This is a genomic window from Aeromonas sp. CD (assembly GCF_033349375.1).
In the GTDB taxonomy this organism is placed as follows: Bacteria; Pseudomonadota; Gammaproteobacteria; order Enterobacterales; family Aeromonadaceae; genus Aeromonas; species Aeromonas hydrophila.
Genome location: NZ_CP137631.1, coordinates 1,807,041 through 1,828,141 on the forward strand (window position 1 = coordinate 1,807,041; position 21,101 = coordinate 1,828,141).

A 21,101-nucleotide genomic window follows, 5' to 3' on the forward strand; every position below is an offset into this window, starting at 1 on the left:
TATACGCAAGATTGCCTCGGTGCGGCAAACATTGCGTGGGGGAATGTGAGCAAACGCTCATCCAGTAGGCGCTGGCCACAAAGTTCTGATATAATTCGCGCCCTTAAATCAAGGTCACCCGAGTCATTACCATGAAGTTCATTATCTTTTGACTCCATGCGTAACGCATTGAATTTATAGCTAATCAACAACTTACAGCACAAAGATGGAAACATTGGCGGTAACTTTTGTGGTAAGACTAGCATAAGTGAGGTGTGTATGAGAAGGCGTGAGACTTGGGCCTTACAGCAGAAGGCAAATGGCTGGTACTTGGTGTGGAATGTCCCCAAGGCTATCCGTGGATTGCCGATGTTTGGCGGTCGGAGGCTCTACACAAAGACGTTACAAACAGGCGACCTCAAAGAAGCCCAGAGGAAGCGTGACCTCATCATTGCCAACTTTGACCGTTTGGTAGCACAGGCTGAAGAAGCCCCCAAGCGTCTGCGATTTAACGCTTACATCGAAGAGATTCAGCAGGCCATCAGGGAAGCAGAGCAGCGCATTGAAGCGGTCGTGTTGCCTGATGGACAAGAGGTTGTCGTTGAACCTGAAGGGCTCCATCATGCCTATGACGTTGAGGCTGCAATAGCTCGGGGAGATGAAGAGCTGGCAGATGCCATAAAGTTGGCCATCCACGGGGAGCAGGATGTCATCGACAAGTACGCCATTACGTTAAAAGAGGCGTCTACGGCGTTCATCGAGAGTGAGAAGGGCAAGGCCGCGAAGGGTCTTAAAGCCGCAGCTCCGGCAACGTTGAGTCGCGCCAAACACGCAGCAGAAAGCCTTGGATCCTTCCTTGGTGGTCAAGCGGTTCTGCTGAAGGATGTGGAGCGGAGGGACGTGACTTTGTGGCTAGATTCCCTGGCTGGCAGCAAGAGCGATAGCACACGGGTTGGTTACTTGTCGGCTTTGTCCCTTGTGTGGGAAAACTGCTATCTCACTCGGAGCGTGGAAGGGGATAACCCATTCAAGAGCGCAGGAATCAAGAGCACAGGCGACTCCCAGTCATACGCCCCTTTCACACTTGAAGAGATGGCCCAAATCGTCGAGAAAGCACCGCATGATCTTCGTATGTTGACGAAGTTCGGACTTATCACTGGTTGCCGCTTAAGCGAGATTATTGGTCTTCAGGCTGATTCTTTTGAGGTTAGCCAAGGCGTCCCGCTGGTGCGTATCAAGGCAGGCAAGACGGCAAACTCCATCCGTGCCTTCCCACTTCCGCTCGGTCTCTGGGAAGAACTCAGGCAATGCGTTGTCGGTAACGTGTGGCCTGTCCCTAAGTCGAAGAACCCCCACGGGTGGTCCAGCAAGTTTGGCAAGTTGAAAGAGGCTGCCACAGGCGTCAGAGATCGCACCAAGGGTTTCCACAGCTTGCGTGGCATGGCTATCACAGCCTACCAACGTGCAGGCATCCCAGAGGATGTGACAGCGCCGATAGTTGGGCACGGGACCAAAGGGCTAACGATGTCTTATGGTCTCTATTCATCCGGCCATGACTATTCACGCCAGCTCGAAGCCGTTGAGACCATGCTTGCGTCCGCCTACATGTCCCAGTTCCTCAAGTTGTTCAACAAGTAATCAACACAAACAAAAAGCCCCCTCGGTGAACATCAGGTAGTCCTGAAGTCCGCCAAGGGGGCTTTGTCGTTTGGTTGTCAGATAGTCTTCTGAATTTCAGAGGCATAGTTACCAAGAGCTGGAGGCTGGCTCGTAGCTCATAAAGATGGTCTCCATGACTGAATCATCAAATGCAAAGAGATTCATGAATGCGCTAAGAGGTGCATTTCTAAATCCAAGATCGAAAAGCTCGTGAACAGCCTCTTCCGCAGAGATTTCTCCTAAGCGAACACGCGCCACTAAATTAGCGACAATTACGAGAGTAGTTACAGAAGGATCATCATCAGGAAGAGAGGGATTTCTCATGACAAACTCCAGAGCATTTTGGGGTAGCTTTACCGTACCAGCATCTGACCCGACTGGAAATCCATAGCAAGGTCTGCAATTATGACTAGCTCAGGCTCCTAACAGCCCACCATTCTGTGAGGTCTCCACGTTGAGCATGGCGGCGACCTTGTGATAATCCAGCCCTACCTTCAGTCCCCTTGTGATCGTCTCCATGCAAGCGATCAGAGCGTTCATACAGGGGGCGTTGGATACCTGCTTGATGTACTCCTTGGCTGACCCATTCTTGCCAGTCAGGACAGAGGGGACATAACCAGTGGCAGCCTTGCAGGCCAGCCGGTAGAAGTTGCCGTAGGCTTTCCCGAACATGTCGATCCCCTTGGCCTTGATTGCATCGTTCATGGCCTTGCGGGTGGCGTCATGCTTCTCCAGCAGTTCAGGGGACACAGCGACAGACTCAGCGATAGCGGCTGCCTGCATGGTGTTGCCCTTGGTCAGCTCGTCGAAGGCGTCAAAGACAGCATCCTCGAACTCGCTGGAGCAGTACGCAGCGAAGGACAGCAGACCCCGCTTGTTTACCCAAGTGCCGCCTCCACGGTCAGCACGGGCTTTGCTGGTACATACGGAAAATTTACGGATGTAGATTTCATCCAGTGATCGCGCCCAGCCATCCAGAGCATTTACCTGGCCGCCAGTAGCAGCCCAAGCCTGACTCAGAGCAGTCGCATGGTATTGCCCTTGTTCGTTGGTGGGGATAGTGAAGGTGTTACCGTTGAAAGTGATCTGCATAAATGGGTTCCTTATGTTGTGCCTCTCATGCCGTCCTCTCTCCAGCAGGCCCCCACTGCTTACCCATAGGCAAGCTGGAGCAGCAGAAGAAGCACGACATAAAGACGCAGTGATTGATTGAAAGTGACCAGAGGAAGGTCTGTTGCTTAGGTCAGGGAGAATCGACTAAAGGAGTTGACGGGACAGTCAATCGAGACCGTGTTAGGCTCTTTATTCCTTTTAAAGCAGAGGGCAATCAGCATGGTTTGGGATGAACTGGGACTCACTCAAGAGGAGTATGAAGAGCTTGAGCAAGCAGGGATCGTGTGGGAGCTAGATGAAGGCAGTAGCGGCGAATCGCCTAACAGTTACTACGCATACGTCCCTGAAGGCGTAAGTCCTGAGATTCTGAAAGCGAAAGGCTGGAAAGTCGGTGACTCACTAAGAGTTTCACTCTGGGCTTTCGACGGTGAAGACGATTCGGCATTCGCTCCCGAAGACTAATAACCGATTACTTCTACGTGAAATCTTGGGGACAATCGCCCTGTGACTCTTCAGGATTTCACGTAGGCTCACCAGTAGTTGACTTGTTCACTTGGCTTTTCACTGCCCGTAGCGATTCATACCGGCTACTGCTAGTTGATCCGCTCGTTCGTTCATCGGGTGGCCGCTGTGTCCCTTCACTTTCTTGAAGGTCACTTGGCGGGTGTTCAGCAGGCCATCCAACTGTTCCCAGCGGTCCCTGTTCTGGACTGGCTTGTTGTCGGCCCTCTTCCAGCCCTTCGCCTTCCATCCGGCTAACCACTGGGTCGCCCCATTGATCACATAGGCGGAGTCTGTCAGGACCTCGACCACAGAGCCAGGTTTAAGGAGTGACAGCCCTTGAATGACTGCTTCCAGTTCTCCGGTCTGGTTGGACTCCCCAGCGCCCACGCAGTAGCCGCAGCGTTCAACTTTGCGGCCATCGCTACGGACGGCAAGGAAGCCCCAGCCAGCCACACGGACTGACGCTTTGGTGTGGTTGGTGTTGCAAGCGCCATCAGTGGCGAGTGTGTAGGTGTACGGTTGGGTCATTTGGTGTTGTCTCCGGTGGTCTTGATGTAATGCCTTGCGAGAAGACGCAGGCGGTCATAATCGCGCTTCAGACGTTTTGCCGTAGTCCGGCAGGCTTTCTGCCAGCCGCCCCCTTGGAGAACCCGATAGGCCACGCAGAAGAGGGCGTGACGGACTTTGGCTTTGCGTATGTGGTTCCAGTCCTTGATGGTGATCTTGCGCTTGGTGGTCATCAGGCGGCCTCCTGTTCGGCTGTCGGGAACAGCTCACGGACAAGCGCAAGCATCGACTCTTGGTCTGTCCCGTGGGACTGCATGACATACCGGTTGATTGCGTTCTGCACCTGACCAGTAGACGGACGGCGGCCAAGGCTCAGAGTGGCGAAGGCTTGAAGGCGCTTCACGAAGTCGCTGGGATGGACAAGAAAGGTTTCATTAGCGGTCATGTTGATAGGTTCCTTGGGTAGAGCAGGGGAGACGCTGGGCCTCCCCTGTGGGTTGCATTAAGCGGTCAGCAGGGCGGCCAGCTTGGCCTTGACCTTCGGAAGGGTCCGCTGGGCATGTTCGCGGCGGTCCTTGTTGTGTTCTTCAGTCGCACGACTCCACCGCCCCAGATCCTTCAGGGCTTCCAGCAGTTCGTCTTGGGTCGGCTCGTGGTACTTAAAGGTGTGATCACGGCCATGCTCGGAGCCGCTACGGTCACAGATAACCAGCCACTCGGTCGCTGCTGCTTTGCCCCATTCCTTCGCATTGTTGAAGTCGAAGCGGGTGGCGTAGACCCAAGCTGCCATCTGGCGGGAGTCTTCTTCGTAGGCTTCACGGTTGGCCTTGGCCTTTGCTGCTGCCACTTTGGCTCGCTGGTGTCGTTGGGAGGCGTCCATCTGAATCGTTTGGACTTGCGCAGAGGTCAGCCCTGCACGTTCGGCCAGTTCGTTGATAAGGGCGCGTTGGCCGTTGATTACGTCCAGCAGTTCTTCGGACAGGTCAGCAATGGTGATTTTGTTCATGTCGGTTTCCTTATGTGTGTGTTGAGACGGGCACAGTGGCCCCTCCAGAAGGCCGCAGAGGCTTTCCGGATGGCTGTGGTATGGGGTAACTAGGGGTTAGAGAAAGTGGGTTATTTGACGGATTGCAGGGCGCGACGCAGGCGATCCCATTTGGTCATCGCGGAGTCGTATTCCCCAGCGATACCGTCAGCGATAGCCTCTCGCAGCAGCTTCAAGCCAGACTGGGAGTTAAACGAGCGGACGCGGTTGATGTCGTTCTGAAGCTCGTTCATCAGGTAGTCGCTGGGCATTCCTACCTGTGCGGCCATGTCGATCATTACCGCTGTTGCATGGGACTGGATTTCCTCCCGACTCATACCGGAAGAAGAGACCACAGAGTCCATTCGGCTTTCGCCTAGACCCAGCAGCTCGTCAGCGTAGAACTCAGCGACTCCACCGCCTCCCAGCGCGTCATTCACAGCGTTCAAGCCTGAAAGAATGGCGTCCGGTAGGGACTCGGTGTCGTTGTCCTGGGAGAGCGCGTGATCGTCCTCGTCGTCGAAGAAGTAGTCCTTGAAGTCCTCGGCCTGTGCCTTGGTCATTTCGATCCCATCCAGTTCATAGAGGGCTTCCCCTTGGTCGTTCACGCCGCTGGAGTAGGAGGGCAGGTCGCAGGTCTCCACGCTGAAGCTGTAGTCGGCGGTCTGGTAGTCCATCACTGCACCTCCCCAGCCAGTTCACCTTGAGAGCGCAGCTTGTCGAACTCGCGGTTAACCAGTGCGTTGAGCATCTGGGTGCGGGTCAGGGCAAAGCCTGCCTGTTTGGAGAAGTGGAGGGTCAGAGCGTCAGCCTTCGGGATAACGTCTTCCCACAGGATTGCAGTGGTACGGGCTTGCGGCTTCTTTCGTTGCAGATTCGGGTGTTGAGTTTGAGTAGACATAAGGTCTCCTTGAAGTTGGGAAGTAATAGGTCAGAGTAACGTTATTCAAAAAAGAACCCCCAAGGGCAGCCCCCGTGAAGAACACAGGAGCTACGCATGGGGGTCTAAGGAAACACAACCATGACCATCGGTTTCGAGTAAGGCAGCAGAGGAAGAGAGGACCCTGACAGGAACCTCTCTCCATCCTTTGGTCAGGGAAATCCCCTTACGCTTCCAGCAGAGCGACCGCACAGGCCGGACGCAGGATGTTGTGACCGACGAACATCTTAGCCAGCACGGTGTTACCGACGCGCAGGGGCTCGGGGACCCACTTGGTCGCAATGTCGCGTACCTTCACGGTAGCCGCGCAGTCCTTCGTGTAGACCAAGCCCAGCAGCTTGGAGAAGTTCCCACGGTACGCAGCGGTACGGCCAGAGCCACCTTCTTCCACGCTCAGGGGTTCCGGTGAGCCGATCAGTCCGTTGCTTTCGTCTTGGTCCGGCAGGTTGTTGGACTCGAAGATCTTCATACCGGCAATGCGAAGGCCGGTGTCAGCGTTACCGTTGGACTTGTCCTCGCCAGTCTGACCCAAGAAGCGTTTATCCAGCCATGCCATGTTGCCAAGGTCGCCTGCTGCATTGGTCAGGGCCTCGTAGTCGTCCGGCTTCAGGACACACACAGGGATACCTGGGACGCTTGCCTTACGGAACTCGGTACGGGCACGGAAGATGGCGTCCACGATTTGCTGACCACGGGTCATCGGACGGCCTGCCGCATCGGTTGCTCGCAGGGTAATGTTGTCGGTGAAGGTCTCGTCCTCCAGTACGCCGTTCTCACCGAAGCGAGCGATAGCCAGCTCTTTGTTGGTAATGAAGGCAGCGTTTGCGATGGTCCGGAAGACGTTCTTGTCGATCATGTTCGACAGCTCATAGGCCAGCTCACGGGCATAGTGAGATCGAACCTCAAAGCTGCTCAGGTCTTCGTCTTGTTCTGCCACGAACACAGCAGCCACGGCGGCGTCATCGACGGTGACAGTGCGCAGGACGTTCTTGATGCCGCCAGCTCGGATCAGTTCGCCGGGCTTGTGGTACTTCGCATTGTGGCTCATGCCAAGTACAGGGAAATCGAATGCTTTGCCGCCCTTCAGGGTCATCACTCGGGTGGTGCCCAAGGAGACGCATTGATTGCGGAACATCGTCAGGACTTCACCAGCGAACAGCTTCATGAAGAGGGCTCGGGTATCGCCTTGACCGTTGTTCTGACCTAGATGGGTTACGTTTTGAAAAGTCGGGAAAGTGCCGTAAGCAGACATAGTTGTTTTTCCTTGTTGATAGGTGGATGGCCCTTCGGCCAAAGAGAAAAAGGGAAAGGGAGTCAGGACGTAGAAAAAGGGAGCCCGCAGGTTTCCCCACGGGCTGGTCCTTGAATTGCGCACTTTTGAGCGTCTTCCTACGTTCTTAGGTCAGGGAAATCCGGAGGGAGGCGAGAGGGGATCGAGAGGGTGTACGATTCTGCGGATTCCGCATTTCCTTACAGGGGGACGCTGGGGGCGGGGCTACCGGATTTCGGGATTCCCGATTTACGGACAGGGGGAGAGAGAGGGTGCCCGATTTTACGGAATCCGCATTTTCGGGCTGGGGATGCAGAGGGTGCCGATTTTTGCCCCGAGGGCATTTTCGGCTGGGTGGCACTGGGTACTCCATTTCTCGGGAATCCCGATTTTTGGAGTAGTTAGCAAGGACATCCTCGGGTCTGACGCTGGTGGTCCCCAAAAGACAAGCTCTCTTTTCGGGCCCCTCTGTTAATCACTCGGTCGCCCAGGAATGAATGATCGCTTCCCGCTGCTGCATCACACGGGCGCTATAGACTGCCCAGCGACGGGCGTCCCAGGCCATCACACGGCCTTCTGGTAGGTCGTGGTAGCTGATCACCTTGTTCTTCTTCAGGGTGTCGAAGAATGGCTGCCAAGCGCCACGGGCTGCCTGCTCCACCAAGTCATAGATGCCGCTGATTTCCATGGCGATCAACAGCCCTAGAAGATCGACGCGACGGTGGAAGGCATTTGCTGCGAGTGTGAAGAGCGACGGCTTGTTAAACGACACGATGAACCAGCGGCCAGAATCGCTTCGTGCCTTTTTCAGCGTCTTGAATACCGCTGAAGGGTTCTTTTCGTCGAAGGCTTTCCGGATTGCCGCCACGAAATCAAGGTTACTTACGACGGCACCACCTGGGGCCTTGCTCTCGGGCCTGAAGCTTTCTTCTACCTCTTCATGTACTACAAAGCTCCCGTCGTCGCTGACCTCAATGGCGTGGTAAATCTCCGTCGATCCTTTCGCACCTTGCACTGTCAGCAACACTCCTTTTTCCTCAAGGGCTTTCACTGTACGGTATACGTTCTGGCGTGGCGTCCCGTGTACTCGGCGCATGAAATCGAGCAAGTCTTTCATCGAGGGCTGCCAGTTATCGGATAGGAACCACACGATGTCGCGCTGGAGCTTTCCGGTCAGGATCTTGTCTTTCCCCTCGGTGGTGAGCACAGTGCCAGCGGGCAGAAGACGTGATTGCTTTTTGGTCATTTGATGACTTCTCCTTATGGTTGTGACATCTATTTTTTTAAATTAAACCAAAGTGGCATGTGCGACGCAATACTTGATGACACCCATAAAGGCAGTGTCATCAACTCTTGGTGTGCGCAGATTTGTCCTTGGGCCATTTTCGCGCAGACATACGCTGGGGTGAGCGGTTTTGCCCTCGGGCCATTTTCGCTCAGGGTCACATGGGGCTACCGGATTTGTTGCGCTAACATTTTCGGTAAGGCAAACGCAGGGCCATCCTCGGGACAACAGAGGGACTGACCTCGGGGGTGGTTGATTTTACGGAATCCGCATTTTCAACCAGTGCATCTTCAGGCCGTCCTCGGGTCTGACTTAGAAATTTGTCCCAAGGGCATTTTTCTAAGTGGTGCGTCTTCAGGTCGTCCTCGAGGGTGGTCGGTTTTCGGGATTCCCGATTTCCGACCAGAGCATCTTCAGGAACGGGCGTCCTCGCGGGTTTCGGAGCGGTCTTCAGTGGATGCCATCGGGACGGCGGAGATGGAGGACTCGGGGGTGGTAATTTTTCCTGATTCAGGATTTTTTACCAGTACGGCTTCAGGTCGTCCTCGGGCACCGCCAAATGCCGTTGGGACATTTCGCGGTCGTCCTCGGGTCCTCTTCCTTTTTTGCCGCGAGGGCATTTCCGGAAACGCAAGGATGGACCTCGGGACCTCTTCCGGTTTTGGGCTGATCCCATTTCCGGAAACGCAAGGATAGACCTCGGGACTACGCCGGATTTGCCCCAAGGGCATTTTCGGCGTATCGCAAGGCGGACCTCGGGGTACTGGCGGATTTGTTACGCCACCATTTTCGCCACTCACCAAGACAGACCTCGGGGGGCACATTTCCCCAAATTGGGATTTTGAGCCCCCTCCAGACCCCCTTCCGGATTTCCCTGTGCATAGGGGCTACAGGATAAGTACCTACAGATTACTTATAGATAACTCCCTCTCCTGCCCTTGCTTGGATGGACAGTGTTGATAGGCAATAAAGGGGAGAGTGGAGGGAGACGCTGGGGAGGTGTCCAGATTTGCCCTCGGGGCATTTTCGGACAGTCCCAAGGTCAGTCGCTGGGTGTGGTCCAGATTTGCTATGGGAACATTTCTGGACCCCTCGGGTCAGTCGCTGGGTGTTGCATTCTCCTGATTCAGGGTTTTGCAACAGGTCATCCCTTAGAGCTTCATAAGGAACTCACTATGTTCAACCTACGGATACTGTCGATTGATCATCCTTACTAGCTATCTGTCCTGAAGTCGTCACTCGGTTGTCCTAGGGATGGTCAGGGGGGAAGCCTTGAGGAAGCGACAACAGGACAGCCATTGAGGCGTCCTCGGGTAGTCGGTGGGTAGTCTTAAAGATACCTGTAGTTAGTAATGTATAGAGAGATAGTATCTAGGGTATCTAGTAGATGTCTTGTAGATATGTAGTGGTCAACTAAATCCGGACACTCGGTTAGGCCGATGTTCGGCTTTTGCTGGCGGTATCCCGTCATTGTGTTGATGTGGACGCCGCCAGTTGTAGTAATCCATCAGGTAATAACTGATATCCCGTTTCGCCTCCCGCAGGCTCAGGTATCCCGTTACCGGGAGCCACTCTGACTTCAGGCTCCTGAACAACCGCTCCATCGGGGCGTTATCCCAGCAGTTACCACGACGACTCATGCTCTGGGTCATGCGATAGCGCCACAGTCGTTGCCGAAATGCCCGGCTGCCATATTGGCTGCCCTGGTCAGAGTGAAACAGTACGCCGAACGGGCAACCTCGTTGTTGATAGGCCATCTCCAGTGCGTTGATGGCCAGCTCTGCATCTGGTTTATCTGACATCGCCCACCCCACAACCCGCCGGGTGTACAGGTCAAGCACCGCTGCCAGGTAATGCCAACGACCACCTGCCCAGACGTAGGTGATATCGCCACACCACACCTGATTGGGTTGCTGGACATCAAATTCGCGGGCCAGCAAATTGGGAATGTCCGGTCGTTCAGACTGTGCCACCTTATAACGGTGTGCGCCCGGCTGCTTGGATGCCAGCCCGGCTTCCTTCATCAGGTTACGTACTTTGAACCGGCCAATCTGATACCCCAGCTCCCGCATCATCGACATCAAGGCACGGCTGCCTGCCGAGTTCCGGCTCGCTTTGAACAACCGGCGCAACTCGCAGCGCTGCTGCATGCGCTCACGGTTAATCGTCCGCCTGCGAGCCAGATAATCGTAAAAACAGGAGGTGGGAACATCGAAAGCGCAGCAGACCAAGGTGATGGGGGCTTGCTCCCTTAATCGGTCTATCAGCGCGTACGTGTGAACTCGTCCGCCATCAAGAGAGCAGTAGCCTTTTTTAGAATGTCCTTTTCACGTTCGAGCCGGTTGATACGGGCTTCCAGCTCCTGGATTTTCTGCTGCTCCGGAGTCAGCGCTTTGCTGATTGGGGTAGTGCCACTGCGTTCGGATTGAAGCTGCTGAACCCAGCGGCGAAGCACGGTTTCACCGACATCCAGCGAACGGCTGGCTTCGGGGACTGAATACCCCTGATCAAGCACCAGGGATGCAGCTTCCAGTTTGAATTCGGCAGTAAACGAGCGACGCAATCTTGTCATTGAACACCTCAGGTCATGGTGGCGACTGTACCACCTAAAATGGTGTCCGGGATGATTAGACCACTACAATAGTCTTAGAGACGGGCGGAGGGAAGGAGAGAGAGGGGACCGGTCTTTCATTTCATTCAATGGTCAGGGAAAATTCAGATAGCCTCATTTGTCCCTGATCTGGAGGTCCCTGGAAGGTGTCTCGGTGGTGTCTCCGGGATACTCGTCGGGGTGCTCTTTCGGTTTTTCGAGATTCCCGATTTTCCGAAAACACCATGATGGTCGTCGGGACAGACTCACGGATAACAAACAGGGGCACTCAGACGAACAAGCCCAGAGTCGGCCCCAGCGCCTCCCAAACGACAAACCCCCAAGGTGTCGCAGTGAACAGCCTCGGGGGTCGATTGAAAGATCCGATCAAAGTGGGTTACTCGATCAGTTCTTTCTATTGGTCAGGGTAAATTAGCTTTCTCTAATGTTCTTTGGGACAGTCCCAGTGATCGGTCCTTTTGATGGTCCCAGGGTCAACCGATAGACACACTCGATCAACTCAGCTCCCCATCCTCTCGCATCCTTGTTGATAGGCGATGGACAGTCGCTCGGCTGACGCCATGAAGCGTAGCAATTTCCCGCAGAGACTTACCGCCTTCCAACAGGGTCGCCTTGATTGCATCCTCGTCGATACTCTTGGGCCTGCCTGTGTACTTCCCCGCAGCCTTAGCTTTGGCGATCCCTTCCATCTGACGCTCCTTGCGTAGAGCCGTCTCGAACTCAGCAAAGGCGCCCAGCATGGTGAACATCAGCTTCCCTTGGGCAGTCGTCGTCTCTAGGTTCTGGTCCAGTACACGCAGGGTCACGCCCTTGGCTTCCAGTTGTTCCGTAATGTCCAGCAGGTCAGCGAGAGAACGGCCCAGACGGTCCAGCTTGGTGATCACCACATCGTCCCCCTCTCGGACATACCGCAGGAGTTCGGCTAGTTGCTCACGGCCATCTGTGCTGGTCCCTGATACCTTCTCTTGGTACACACGCTCACAACCGGCTTTTGTCAGCTTATCCAGTTGAACATCCAGCGACTGACCGACAGAAGACACACGCGCATAACCGATAACCTGTCCCATCACTCTCTCCAACTCAATCCACCAATGCCCAAGCTGTCATAGGGACTTTCCCCGCATCGTAATGCTTTCCAGCAGCTATCTCTGCTTGCCGGTGGTCAATCGCTGCGATGACCTTCAGTTCCTCTTGGAGGCCCGTAGCCGCAGCCTTATCAAGCATCCTTGGGGCGACTCTATCCAGTGACTTCCTGTCCTTGAATCGGCGAAGCCTGATAACCAAGTCATTCATGCGGAAATCTCCTTCATCTTCTTCCTATTGCTTCAACGTGTGTCCTTGTCGGTATCACGCTGTCACATTAAGGTCTTAACCCGATGGGACTTAGATTATGAAACATAAATGAGACAGTCAATAGCCCCGTGTGAAAGAAGTTCATTAGGGTATACCCTACGTGGACAGCTATGATACGGTTATCCCGGCCTTGCGGTTCCCTTGGCCTTGTCCTGCATTAGAGAGTTATGGTGATCGCTTGCCCGTGGCTAGGCATGGATGCAAGCAGCGGTGATCCTGTGCCTGCTCGATGGGGGGGACGGGGGGGAAACGGCGCGGCTTCATTACTCAAGATGCCCCACAGATTTTTTGCAGAATTTACCGAGGGGTGACAATTACAAACATCGTTGTGAAAATAAACCATCAAACGAAAATCTTCATAATAAAATAACTGCGTTTACTAGCTGAGTTCATCAAGAACATTAATTGTCGACACAGTGCGCAACTATTTAACCTCGTGGCTGAGGTCGAGACAATTATAGCAAGTTCAAAGGAGATGGGACACTGCTTTAATTTTCTCCCCGACTATGGACGTATACATGCGAGGTTTAGTAGCATACTCATACAGCATCTAACCTTGGCACTATAAACATGTCATCAATCGCTAAAGTCACAGTAAAACACAGTGGTATTAAACTGAACGTATCAGAGCAAAAAGGCGTGATTTACTTTACTGATGAATCACATTCAATTTCGCTGTGCGCTCCAATAGGAAAAATTAGATTTGATAGTGAAGGGAGTATCTATTATCAGCAGTCAAGGCGTGAAAAATGGGCTATAGAATTGGTTGAAAATGACTACTCGCTACTTTCTACTTATGTTAGTAAACGAAAGAAAGAAATTAAAGAGAATAATAAGAAAATGGATTTACTGTTGAATTCAGGAATAGGTATGTCCGTTGTAAATACCATAGAGGATGAAGAATGAAACGTGACCTTGACATGATGAAAACCCTCCTTATTGCAATTGAAAGTAAGGGGTTCGATAAACCATACCTATCTCTTCGTGATTTTCAGTGTAAGACCCCAGAAGAACAATACGAAATTTCTGGCCACATGAGACTATTAATTGAAGATGGTCTTGTTGAAGGGAAAATAGATACATTTCTCGGAATGAAGATAGCCGATTTTCGTGCAATGAGACTGCGTTCGTCTGGACACGAATTCCTAAACTTAATTCGCAATGATACCGTTTGGAATAAAACCAAAGATACCATTTTGCAAAAAGGGCTGGAAGTGAGCGTTGAAACAATCAAAGCCGTGGCTGCTGCTGCAATTACTTCAATGCTTGGCCTATCTGCATAACCCCCCCCCTCTAACCGCGCTCCTGCTTGAAATCTTGGCCCTATGGTACACGTAGACCTGAAGATTTCACGTAGGAGCGCATTATGATGCCAGATTATCGGAGGGTTAAGGCTCGACCTGCTCAAGGTGTTCTACGGGGTTTATGCGTAGTAGATTGCGATCATTCAGGAGGCTATAGAAGAGACTCCTGTGCTTCTCACTCAGAGAATCAAGATACTGCCTGACGATAATCGCCCTGTTCTTTACCTCTTCTGCAATCTCTCTATCTTCCTGTTCCAGAAATTCTTGCTCATCAATCGTCAGCGGTTCTTCAAGGGATTCTATGTGCCTGATCGCTTCCATCCCCAGCGTGTAATAGTTGGCCTTGCTCTTGTAGCCTTCCCCGCCTTGATCAACGTAGTGCTCGATCTCAATTAACTTGCGCTCAGTGAGTTGGAGCATTGCTTGCCGAAGTGCATGGTTACTCATACCCAAATCTTCAGCTATTTCGCTCCTGTATGGTCTCACTGTGATGGAACCAATTTCATCCATCAGGCTTGCCAGATACAGAGCAACATTTTTTGCGTTGAAGGAACCAAAGGATCTTTCTGGGATTAGTGAGAACACATCGTAAATTGGAGCCATGTTAACCTTCTAGCCGCACACCTACATTAAATCTTGGCCTATGGTACACACAGGCCTGAAAATTTCACATAAGAGAGAGTTGTGATCCACGAGGTTTATTTGCTTCAAGCCTCGGGCCACTCTACCTGTCCGGTATACGGCAGGAGGCCACGGGATGATGTTGGGGCTCGTCTATGTATGAGCTTGGATCAGGGAGAAGGTGAGGAACAGGCCGGTGCTCAGATGGTGAGAGAAAGAGGGCGGCAGGGCTGCTTAGTGGTTGATTTTTTTTGGGGGGATACTGGGGGAAATCTCTGGCGTTAAATCACAGATGAGGCCGTTCAGATTTTTTCCAAAATTTGCCAAAGCTCTCTCTTTTGCATAGAGGCTCATCAAACACGGCGAAGTTGGCAAGCCCCCGTTGAGATCATCCGGATGTTCAGAGATAGTGGACCGCACCTCCTTCCTCTACAGAGAGTCCAGTACCATGCCTTTAAACGATTTCAGGTCTATTTATTTTCCCTATTGCCTCAAAAAGCAGACTGACGGTGCTTGGGTCGTTCTTAACCGTGAGTACAAGCCTGTCGGATTTAATACCCACGACTTCGTTAAGTATGAGAATTATCCCGTTGCGACCAAGTTTAAGGGGCTTGGACCTGCTACATTGGATAAGTTGGATTACAAAGGGTGTGCGTCAGGTGACACCGTTTTTCTTTACAATGATGGGTGTGTTCCTACCCACAATGCCGAGAACATGAAGGCGTACATGAAGAAGTTGCAGCTTCTTGCAAAGCTCCAGGTTGACACCAAGAGATAGCGTGTGAGCGAACACAAACACACCCAGAGTTGACGCTCTTGCCCTGGGGAGACTCAGGCTCGAACTTCGGGCCTGTCCTCCAGCCCTGCACATGACCAGACCTCTTGCATACCTTCCGCTACTCACCTCCTAGAAGCATCTCCCCGAAGACGTGTAGGCTGTCATAGAGATGAAACGGTTGGCCGACCCGCAGGCTTGAGAAAAACGGCGTCTTCTTCATTGCAATCACTCAAATTTGAAACATCTTTAAGACCAGTATGATAACCATACAATGGCGCCAAAACCTTCAGAGAGTAACCTGCCGCTATAGCAGAAACAGGCCTCAATTTTGCGCATTAACTCCTCCTGATTTGCTGTGATTAGCTCTTTGGGGCCAATACTCTCAATAGTTACTGTGTCTCCTTTGACGATGGCCCGTAGCTGAAAGCCTTCTATCTCGTTCTCAATGCGACGAATAGCTGTATCAAGGGCTATCTCGAAGGTTTCTTGGTCTACATTGTTTTTTTTGATTACTTTGAGTTGGTACATTTTAGTTACTCCACATGGACTCGTGTGCCTAAAAATAACTATGTATTGATGTCGGTTCAATTGGGACAAATCTGTTTTGTAATCAGGCTCTTACTCAGGGCTGTTGTTCACCCTGCTAGGTCAAATCGTGGGCTTGTCCTCCAGCCCTGCACACGGCCAGACCGCTTGTTCACCTTCCGGTACTCCCCGCCCAGCAGTATCTCCCACACGCTCCCATTCTCTCCCAGCACAGGGAATTCCTGGCCTTCAGCTACTCCTAGCTCAGCCTCTACGCACACCAGCATTTTTCGCTCGGTCATCATCTCCGCTTACTCCGCTTACTCCGCTTACTCCGCTTACTCCGCTTACTCCGCTTACTCCGCTTACTCCGCTTACTCCGCTTACTCCGCTTGATACGACTCGGCCTTGGCTTCCGCTTCTTCTTCGGTGCCCGTGTGTCGTCAATGAGTACGCATTGGTTTGAGCCCCCTGCCAGCTCTAGGCAAGTGGATAGCACGGCCAAATCAACGTCATTCAGTCCGGATTGCTCGGGGTTCGCTAGGGCTTCCTGTATGCGCTCAACGTCGAACGTGATCTTCATGACTGCCCCCTCACGAACAGAGCCTTCAGCTTCTCAAGGGCACTCCTGTTGTGCTCTTGGCTGGCCTTCTGGCTTGCTTCCCATTCCTCTGGTGTCCTGTTGACCCTCTTCCGGTCGAACATGGCGAACTTACCCACAGACGAAGAAACGGGAGCGTGATCCTTGTTACTTTGTTTCTGTTTAAAAGAAGTCGAAGACTTAGCCGGACGTTTGGTGCTGGGGGTACGGAAAAGGACTAGGAGTGCTGACCCGATGCGGTACACAGAGGCCAGATTCCAGTTGGCTATCTGGGCGTGTTTCCGGAACTCGGTCTTGAAGAAGCCGATGGCTTCCAGACGACGCAGAGAGTTGCGTACAGTGCGGGTGGTGCAACCGATACCATCAGCGATGGTCCGTAGGTAAAGACTCGCAGCCCAGCCGTGGGCCTTGTTCAGGTGTCGTGCGATGAAGAGGGCGGCTTCCTTGGTGTAGTGGGTCCCGAAGGTGGACACCGGCTGCTTGGCAAGGGTGGCAACCAGTTGGTCGCTGTGAGATAATGTGTAGCTGTTCACGGGAACTCCCATTCTAACATTCGTTCCCACATCTACTTGTAAGTCATTGATTTACCTTAAAATTTAAAGAGCCCCCATGAAGTTCATTATCAAGCTGTTCCCGGAAATCACCATCAAGAGCAAGTCGGTTCGCCAGCGTTTCATCAAGATCCTGCAGGGCAATATCCGCAATGTCCTGCGCCGCTTTGACGACGATGCCCGGGTGCGGATGGATTGGGACAAGCTGATCGTGAGCTCCCGCAATGACCAGTTCCGCGAGCAGGCCATCGAAGCCCTGGCCTGTATCCCCGGCATTCAGGCCTTCCTCGAGGTGCAGGCCAGCAAGTTTACCGACCTGCACGACATCTTCGAACAGGTGAAAGCCGTGTGGGGTGACCAGCTCGAGGGGAAAACCTTCTGCGTGCGCGCCAAGCGCCACGGCAAGCACGAGTTCTCCTCCCTCGAAGTAGAGCGCTACGTGGGTGGTGGCCTGAATCAGCATTGCGTCAGCAACGGCGTGCGCCTCAAGAACCCGGATGTGAAGATCAACCTCGAGATCGACGGCGAAGAGCTCTTCATCGTCAGCGCCATCCATCAGGGCCTGAGCGGCATGCCCATCGCCACCCAGGAAGATGTGCTGAGCCTCATCTCCGGCGGTTTTGACTCCGGTGTGGCCTCCTTCCAGTTCATCAAACGCGGCTGCCGGGTGCACTACTGCTTCTTCAATCTGGGTGGTGCCGCTCACGAGGTCGGCGTCAAGCAGGTTGCTTATCACCTGTGGAACCGCTTCGGCTCTTCCCACCGGGTGCGTTTCACCGCGGTGGACTTCGAGCCGGTGGTGGCCGAGATCCTCGAGAAGATCGACAACGGCCAGATGGGCGTGGTGCTCAAGCGGATGATGATGCGCGCCGCCGCCAAGGTGGCCGACGAGTTCCAGATCCCGGCCCTGGTGACCGGTGAGTGCGTGGGTCAGGTCTCCAGCCAGACTCTCACCAACCTGAACGTCATCGACCGGGTGACCGACAAGGTGATCCTGCGCCCGCTCATCACCTGGGACAAGCCGGACATCATCAGCGAAGCCCGTCGCATCGGCACCCTGGAGTTTGCCGAGACCATGCCGGAGTATTGCGGTGTCATCTCCAAGAAGCCGACCGTGAAGGCCGAGCTCTCCCGCATCGAGGCGGAAGAGGAGAACTTCGACTTCGCCATTCTGGACAAGGTGGTGGCCGAGGCCCGTTACCTCGACATTCGTCGCATCGGTGAAGAGACCGCCGCCGAGGTGCAGGAAGTGGAGACTACCGCCGAGAGCGGCGACAACGAGGTGATCCTCGATATCCGCTCCATGGACGAGCACGACGAGAAGCCGTTGCAGGTGGAAGGGCGTGAGGTCATGCATATCCCCTTCTTCAAGCTGGCCACCGCCTTTGGCGATCTGCCCAAGGAGAAGACCTACCTGCTCTACTGCGATCGCGGCGTGATGAGCAAGCTGCAGGCGCTCTATCTGAAAGAGAAGGGCTTTGCCAACGTCAAGGTGTACCGTCCGTAGTATGACGTTCACGCATGCATAAAAAAATCCGGCCATGAGCCGGATTTTTTTATTTCACTCGGGGGAGATGATTTTCGTTAAGGGCAGGGCACCGGGGTAAAGGTGGATTGCCCCTGACAGCGCCACCCCATCTCCGCCTGGCGCATCTGCCACAGGTTGTTGCTGCGAAACAGGGTCAGGATGTAGATCATGTCGCTCTTGGTGCCGTCGAGGGCAACGGAGAGCACCAGATCGTTGTCCAGCTGTTGTGCCTGGATGCGACTGGGGATGTCGCTGTGGCCGACAAAACGCAATGCCACTTCACGATAGTCATTGACCCAGCTCTGCTGGGCAGTGCTTGCCTGTCGGATCTGCTGGTTGAACTGCTGCACCGGGGTGGAAGCGAGCCGACCAAATAGTACCTGCGCTTCGGCCTGCGCCGTTGCCACATTCATCAATAGCAGTGATGTGATGAGTCCAAGTTTTTGCATGAGGGATTCCGGCTTACAACACTGGACCTTATGACAACAGAAAAGCCTGCTTGGTTCAACGCAACCTGGCCAGGAGTGCGACTCTCCCCCTGGCCACGGCATCAATTGCGCTGCAGGGAGAAGGTGGGCAGTGACAGATGCCAATAGATGGCCGCCACCCGCAAACCGAACACCGCCGTCATGCAGATGAGCATGGCGGTCACCCGATCCACGTTTATCTCCAGCGCCAGGGTATAGAGGATGCCCCCCAGGATGCAGGCGGTGGCATAGATCTCTTTTTGCAAGACCATGGGCACCTCACGGGCCAGCACGTCCCTGATCATGCCGCCAGCCACCCCTGTCATGGTGCCCATCAATACGGCTATCAGCCCCGATGTACCAAAGTTGAGGGCTTTTTGTGCCCCGATCACGGTAAAGAGTGCCAGCCCGAAGGCGTCGGCGACCGGCAGCACGTACCAGGGCATGCGGCGGGGCAGCTTGACCATCCACATCCCGATGAGTGCCGTTGCTATCACCACCCAGATGTAGAGAGGGTCGCGTACCCAGAAGACGGGGGTGGCCCCCAGGATCATGTCGCGGATGGTTCCGCCCCCGATGGCGGTGACTGCCGCCAATACCATGACGCCAAAACCGTCCATCCTGAGACGACCCGCCACCAAAACCCCCGAAAACGCGAATACCGCAGTACCAAACATGTCGCTGATGTAAACAATCTGCTCAACCAGTGTCTGCATGGAGAACAACTCACGTCCAATTGTTGATGGGGCCGCGATTTTAGGGGGGATCGCGACGTCTGACCAATGGCTGCCTGCCAGAAGTGGGAGCCAGACCAAGTTTTTGTCGACAGTGATGGCGCCGGCCATCGTCATGGTATCTGAACGGTACCAGATGGCCGGCAAGGCTCACGCTGCCTTGCCCATCGCCCTCTGTTGTTTGCATCATGAACCTTGCAGGAAAAACAGGGTATTTTTTTCCTCAAGTTCAACGAGAACATGCCGATAAATAGGGTAAGCGGCGTTAATGCGATGAAGCGTTGAAAATAATGCTAAAGACATCGAAAAAGAGGCCGTTAAATAAGACGCATCGAACAGGAAAGACAATAAAGTTCGAGCAAATTAGATAGCAAATTTAATAGCTTAGGAGAATGGTCATGGGTCTTTATATCAATACGAACGTTTCATCGCTTAACGCTCAGCGTAACCTGATGAACACCAACAAATCTCTGGATACATCCTACACCCGTCTGGCATCTGGTCTGCGCATCAACAGCGCCAAAGACGATGCCGCCGGCCTGCAGATTTCCAACCGTTTGACCTCCCAGATCAATGGTCTGGATCAGGGTAACCGCAACGCCAACGACGGTATCTCCGTCGCCCAGACTGCCGAAGGCGCCATGGATGAAATCACCTCCATGCTGCAACGAATGCGTACCCTGTCTCAGCAGTCCGCCAACGGCTCTAATAACACGGACGACCGTGCCGCGTTGCAGCAAGAGTACACCCAGCTGATTACCGAGATTGACCGAGTAGCAAAAGATACTACTTTTGGTGGTACAAATATATTAAACGGCAATTATTTTGGAACCTTCCAAGTTGGTGCTGATGCTGGCCAGACAATTACTTTTAAACTGACATCAGCCTTTACCTTGAATGGTATAGCATCAGCGTCTAAAGGTAGCGCAACGGTTCAATCTGTTGCTACAGCCGATAAATACACAGTCACAAAGCTGGCGACAGCAGCAACAACGACTAGTGTGGGCAGTATCAAAACGGCAAGCGCAGCCCAACTAGCCATGGCTAACTTGGATTTTATGATTAAGGTGGTTGATAGCAAGCGCGCGGAACTGGGTGCGGTGCAGAACCGGTTCGATTCGACCATTCGCAACCAGGCGAATGTTTCTGAAAACGTCAGTGCCGCGCGCTCACGGATCCGCGATGCCGATTTCGCGACAGAGACCGCCAACCTGACCAAGCAGAACATTCTGCAACAGGCAGCCTCGACCATACTGTCCCAGGCAAACCAGCGTCCGCAGTCAGCACTCTCCCTGCTGCAAGGCTGATAAAAGAAAACAGGGCGGTTGTTCAGGCCGCCCTGGTCAAGAGATGGAACAAAGGGGTGTTCGGTTCGCACTCTGTTCTATCGGGAGAGAATCTATTCTCTACTAGTAAAGCCAAGTGTTGTACAGCTGTTCAGTTCTGTCACGCTTGGTCATATTCTCCTGAGCGTATGCTCGTTTTAGGCCGGATTTTCCGGCCTCTTTTTATTGTGCCGTCAAATTGACGCCACTCCCCCATAGCAAAGCACAAACTGTGCCAAATATGTTCATTCATCTCTCCAAGCTGGTCTCAGGTCTGCTGCCGCGTCCAAGGACATAGGGTGCCTGCCGTTTGCCGTTTGCCGGACAAAACTTGCCACCTTCGGCAATTATTTTCCTAAAGCTTGTCGCTGTGCTGCCGTTAAATAAAGTGAAGCAATCGAGGGGTGTTCGGAATCCAACGT

The 21,101-nt window shown here is 53.4% G+C and carries 24 protein-coding genes; 6 read left to right on the top strand and 18 right to left on the bottom strand.

All coding sequences use genetic code 11. The features are described 5' to 3' along the window. Positions 1-258 precede the first annotated feature (258 nt). Positions 259-1,617 carry a tyrosine-type recombinase/integrase gene (locus R2E40_RS08420; RefSeq protein ID WP_318165218.1) on the top strand — a complete coding sequence of 453 codons (1,359 nt, stop codon included), beginning with the start codon at positions 259-261 and terminating at the stop codon, positions 1,615-1,617. A 108-nt stretch (positions 1,618-1,725) separates the two neighbouring features. Here R2E40_RS08420 and R2E40_RS08425 read toward each other — a convergent pair whose 3' ends face one another. Together R2E40_RS08425 and R2E40_RS08430 are read right to left on the bottom strand one after the other, a co-directional pair. After that, positions 1,726-1,962 carry a hypothetical protein gene (locus R2E40_RS08425; RefSeq protein WP_058060605.1) on the bottom strand — a complete coding sequence of 79 codons (237 nt, stop codon included), beginning with the start codon at positions 1,960-1,962 and terminating at the stop codon, positions 1,726-1,728. A gap of 90 nt (positions 1,963-2,052) precedes the next feature. Beyond that, positions 2,053-2,730 (bottom strand): KilA-N domain-containing protein, encoded by a 678-nt coding sequence (locus R2E40_RS08430; protein WP_318165219.1) that lies wholly within the window; start codon positions 2,728-2,730, stop codon positions 2,053-2,055. Positions 2,731-2,970: 240 nt separating this feature from the next. Between R2E40_RS08430 and R2E40_RS08435 the strand changes: the two genes are divergently transcribed. Next, positions 2,971-3,213 (top strand): hypothetical protein, encoded by a 243-nt coding sequence (locus R2E40_RS08435; RefSeq protein WP_043163148.1) that lies wholly within the window; start codon positions 2,971-2,973, stop codon positions 3,211-3,213. A gap of 99 nt (positions 3,214-3,312) precedes the next feature. On the opposite strand, the gene R2E40_RS08440 is transcribed toward R2E40_RS08435, so the two are convergent. The 11 genes from R2E40_RS08440 to R2E40_RS08490 all read right to left on the bottom strand — a co-directional run bounded on the left by R2E40_RS08440 (position 3,313) and on the right by R2E40_RS08490 (position 12,185). Then, a complete protein-coding gene (locus R2E40_RS08440) occupies positions 3,313-3,783 on the bottom strand; it encodes a ribonuclease H family protein (RefSeq protein ID WP_257684407.1) in 471 nt (156 codons plus the stop codon). After that, positions 3,780-3,995, bottom strand: coding sequence for a hypothetical protein (locus tag R2E40_RS08445; RefSeq protein ID WP_318165220.1), 216 nt, complete (start codon positions 3,993-3,995; stop codon positions 3,780-3,782). The genes R2E40_RS08440 and R2E40_RS08445 overlap by 4 nt, the downstream gene beginning before the upstream one ends. Further along, complete coding sequence (locus R2E40_RS08450) at positions 3,995-4,207, bottom strand: hypothetical protein (protein ID WP_042016711.1); 213 nt, start codon at positions 4,205-4,207, stop codon at positions 3,995-3,997. Before R2E40_RS08450 ends, R2E40_RS08445 begins: the two co-directional genes overlap by 1 nt. Before the next feature lie 57 nt (positions 4,208-4,264). After that, entirely contained in the window at positions 4,265-4,768 is a 504-nt protein-coding gene (locus R2E40_RS08455; RefSeq protein WP_042016710.1) for a hypothetical protein, read from the bottom strand. Between the two features lie 110 nt (positions 4,769-4,878). Beyond that, entirely contained in the window at positions 4,879-5,463 is a 585-nt protein-coding gene (locus R2E40_RS08460; RefSeq protein ID WP_318165221.1) for a hypothetical protein, read from the bottom strand. Then, positions 5,463-5,687, bottom strand: coding sequence for a hypothetical protein (locus R2E40_RS08465; RefSeq protein ID WP_042016706.1), 225 nt, complete (start codon positions 5,685-5,687; stop codon positions 5,463-5,465). Before R2E40_RS08465 ends, R2E40_RS08460 begins: the two co-directional genes overlap by 1 nt. Before the next feature lie 205 nt (positions 5,688-5,892). Then, a complete protein-coding gene (locus R2E40_RS08470) occupies positions 5,893-6,978 on the bottom strand; it encodes a capsid protein (RefSeq protein WP_318165222.1) in 1,086 nt (361 codons plus the stop codon). A 493-nt stretch (positions 6,979-7,471) separates the two neighbouring features. Then, positions 7,472-8,242 (bottom strand): hypothetical protein, encoded by a 771-nt coding sequence (locus R2E40_RS08475; RefSeq protein WP_042016702.1) that lies wholly within the window; start codon positions 8,240-8,242, stop codon positions 7,472-7,474. A 1,448-nt stretch (positions 8,243-9,690) separates the two neighbouring features. Continuing rightward, a protein-coding gene (locus R2E40_RS08480; RefSeq protein WP_318164089.1) for an IS3 family transposase occupies positions 9,691-10,853 on the bottom strand; the annotation gives its coding sequence in 2 pieces (ribosomal slippage) (positions 9,691-10,598 and positions 10,598-10,853; 1,164 coding nt in all). Between the two features lie 533 nt (positions 10,854-11,386). Then, on the bottom strand, positions 11,387-11,959 hold the full coding sequence (locus R2E40_RS08485; protein WP_017779893.1) for a recombinase family protein: 573 nt from the start codon (positions 11,957-11,959) through the stop codon (positions 11,387-11,389). Positions 11,960-11,972: 13 nt separating this feature from the next. Continuing rightward, entirely contained in the window at positions 11,973-12,185 is a 213-nt protein-coding gene (locus tag R2E40_RS08490) for an Hha/YmoA family nucleoid-associated regulatory protein (RefSeq protein ID WP_024946490.1), read from the bottom strand. Positions 12,186-12,815: 630 nt separating this feature from the next. Between R2E40_RS08490 and R2E40_RS08495 the strand changes: the two genes are divergently transcribed. Continuing rightward, on the top strand, positions 12,816-13,151 hold the full coding sequence (locus tag R2E40_RS08495; RefSeq protein WP_318165223.1) for a hypothetical protein: 336 nt from the start codon (positions 12,816-12,818) through the stop codon (positions 13,149-13,151). Further along, positions 13,148-13,528 carry a DUF2513 domain-containing protein gene (locus tag R2E40_RS08500; RefSeq protein ID WP_318165224.1) on the top strand — a complete coding sequence of 127 codons (381 nt, stop codon included), beginning with the start codon at positions 13,148-13,150 and terminating at the stop codon, positions 13,526-13,528. Before R2E40_RS08495 ends, R2E40_RS08500 begins: the two co-directional genes overlap by 4 nt. Positions 13,529-13,633: 105 nt before the next feature. On the opposite strand, the gene R2E40_RS08505 is transcribed toward R2E40_RS08500, so the two are convergent. The 3 genes from R2E40_RS08505 to R2E40_RS08515 all read right to left on the bottom strand — a co-directional run bounded on the left by R2E40_RS08505 (position 13,634) and on the right by R2E40_RS08515 (position 16,619). Next, entirely contained in the window at positions 13,634-14,152 is a 519-nt protein-coding gene (locus tag R2E40_RS08505; RefSeq protein WP_318165225.1) for a hypothetical protein, read from the bottom strand. Positions 14,153-15,194: 1,042 nt separating this feature from the next. Continuing rightward, complete coding sequence (locus R2E40_RS08510) at positions 15,195-15,476, bottom strand: hypothetical protein (RefSeq protein ID WP_318165226.1); 282 nt, start codon at positions 15,474-15,476, stop codon at positions 15,195-15,197. A gap of 576 nt (positions 15,477-16,052) precedes the next feature. Beyond that, a complete protein-coding gene (locus tag R2E40_RS08515; protein WP_412055139.1) occupies positions 16,053-16,619 on the bottom strand; it encodes a hypothetical protein in 567 nt (188 codons plus the stop codon). 64 nt (positions 16,620-16,683) lie between these two features. Between R2E40_RS08515 and thiI the strand changes: the two genes are divergently transcribed. Beyond that, positions 16,684-18,132 carry a tRNA uracil 4-sulfurtransferase ThiI gene (gene thiI / locus R2E40_RS08520; protein WP_318165228.1) on the top strand — a complete coding sequence of 483 codons (1,449 nt, stop codon included), beginning with the start codon at positions 16,684-16,686 and terminating at the stop codon, positions 18,130-18,132. 77 nt (positions 18,133-18,209) lie between these two features. On the opposite strand, the gene R2E40_RS08525 is transcribed toward thiI, so the two are convergent. After that, on the bottom strand, positions 18,210-18,602 hold the full coding sequence (locus R2E40_RS08525; protein WP_039214967.1) for a hypothetical protein: 393 nt from the start codon (positions 18,600-18,602) through the stop codon (positions 18,210-18,212). Positions 18,603-18,703: 101 nt separating this feature from the next. Next, the gene (locus R2E40_RS08530; protein WP_011705587.1) at positions 18,704-19,336 is read right to left on the bottom strand and encodes a trimeric intracellular cation channel family protein; all 633 of its coding nucleotides are present in this window, start codon (positions 19,334-19,336) and stop codon (positions 18,704-18,706) included. A 416-nt stretch (positions 19,337-19,752) separates the two neighbouring features. On the opposite strand from R2E40_RS08530, the gene flaA reads away from it, so the two are divergent. Next, positions 19,753-20,661 carry a flagellin A gene (flaA, locus tag R2E40_RS08535; protein ID WP_286040930.1) on the top strand — a complete coding sequence of 303 codons (909 nt, stop codon included), beginning with the start codon at positions 19,753-19,755 and terminating at the stop codon, positions 20,659-20,661. Positions 20,662-21,101: the final 440 nt, after the last annotated feature.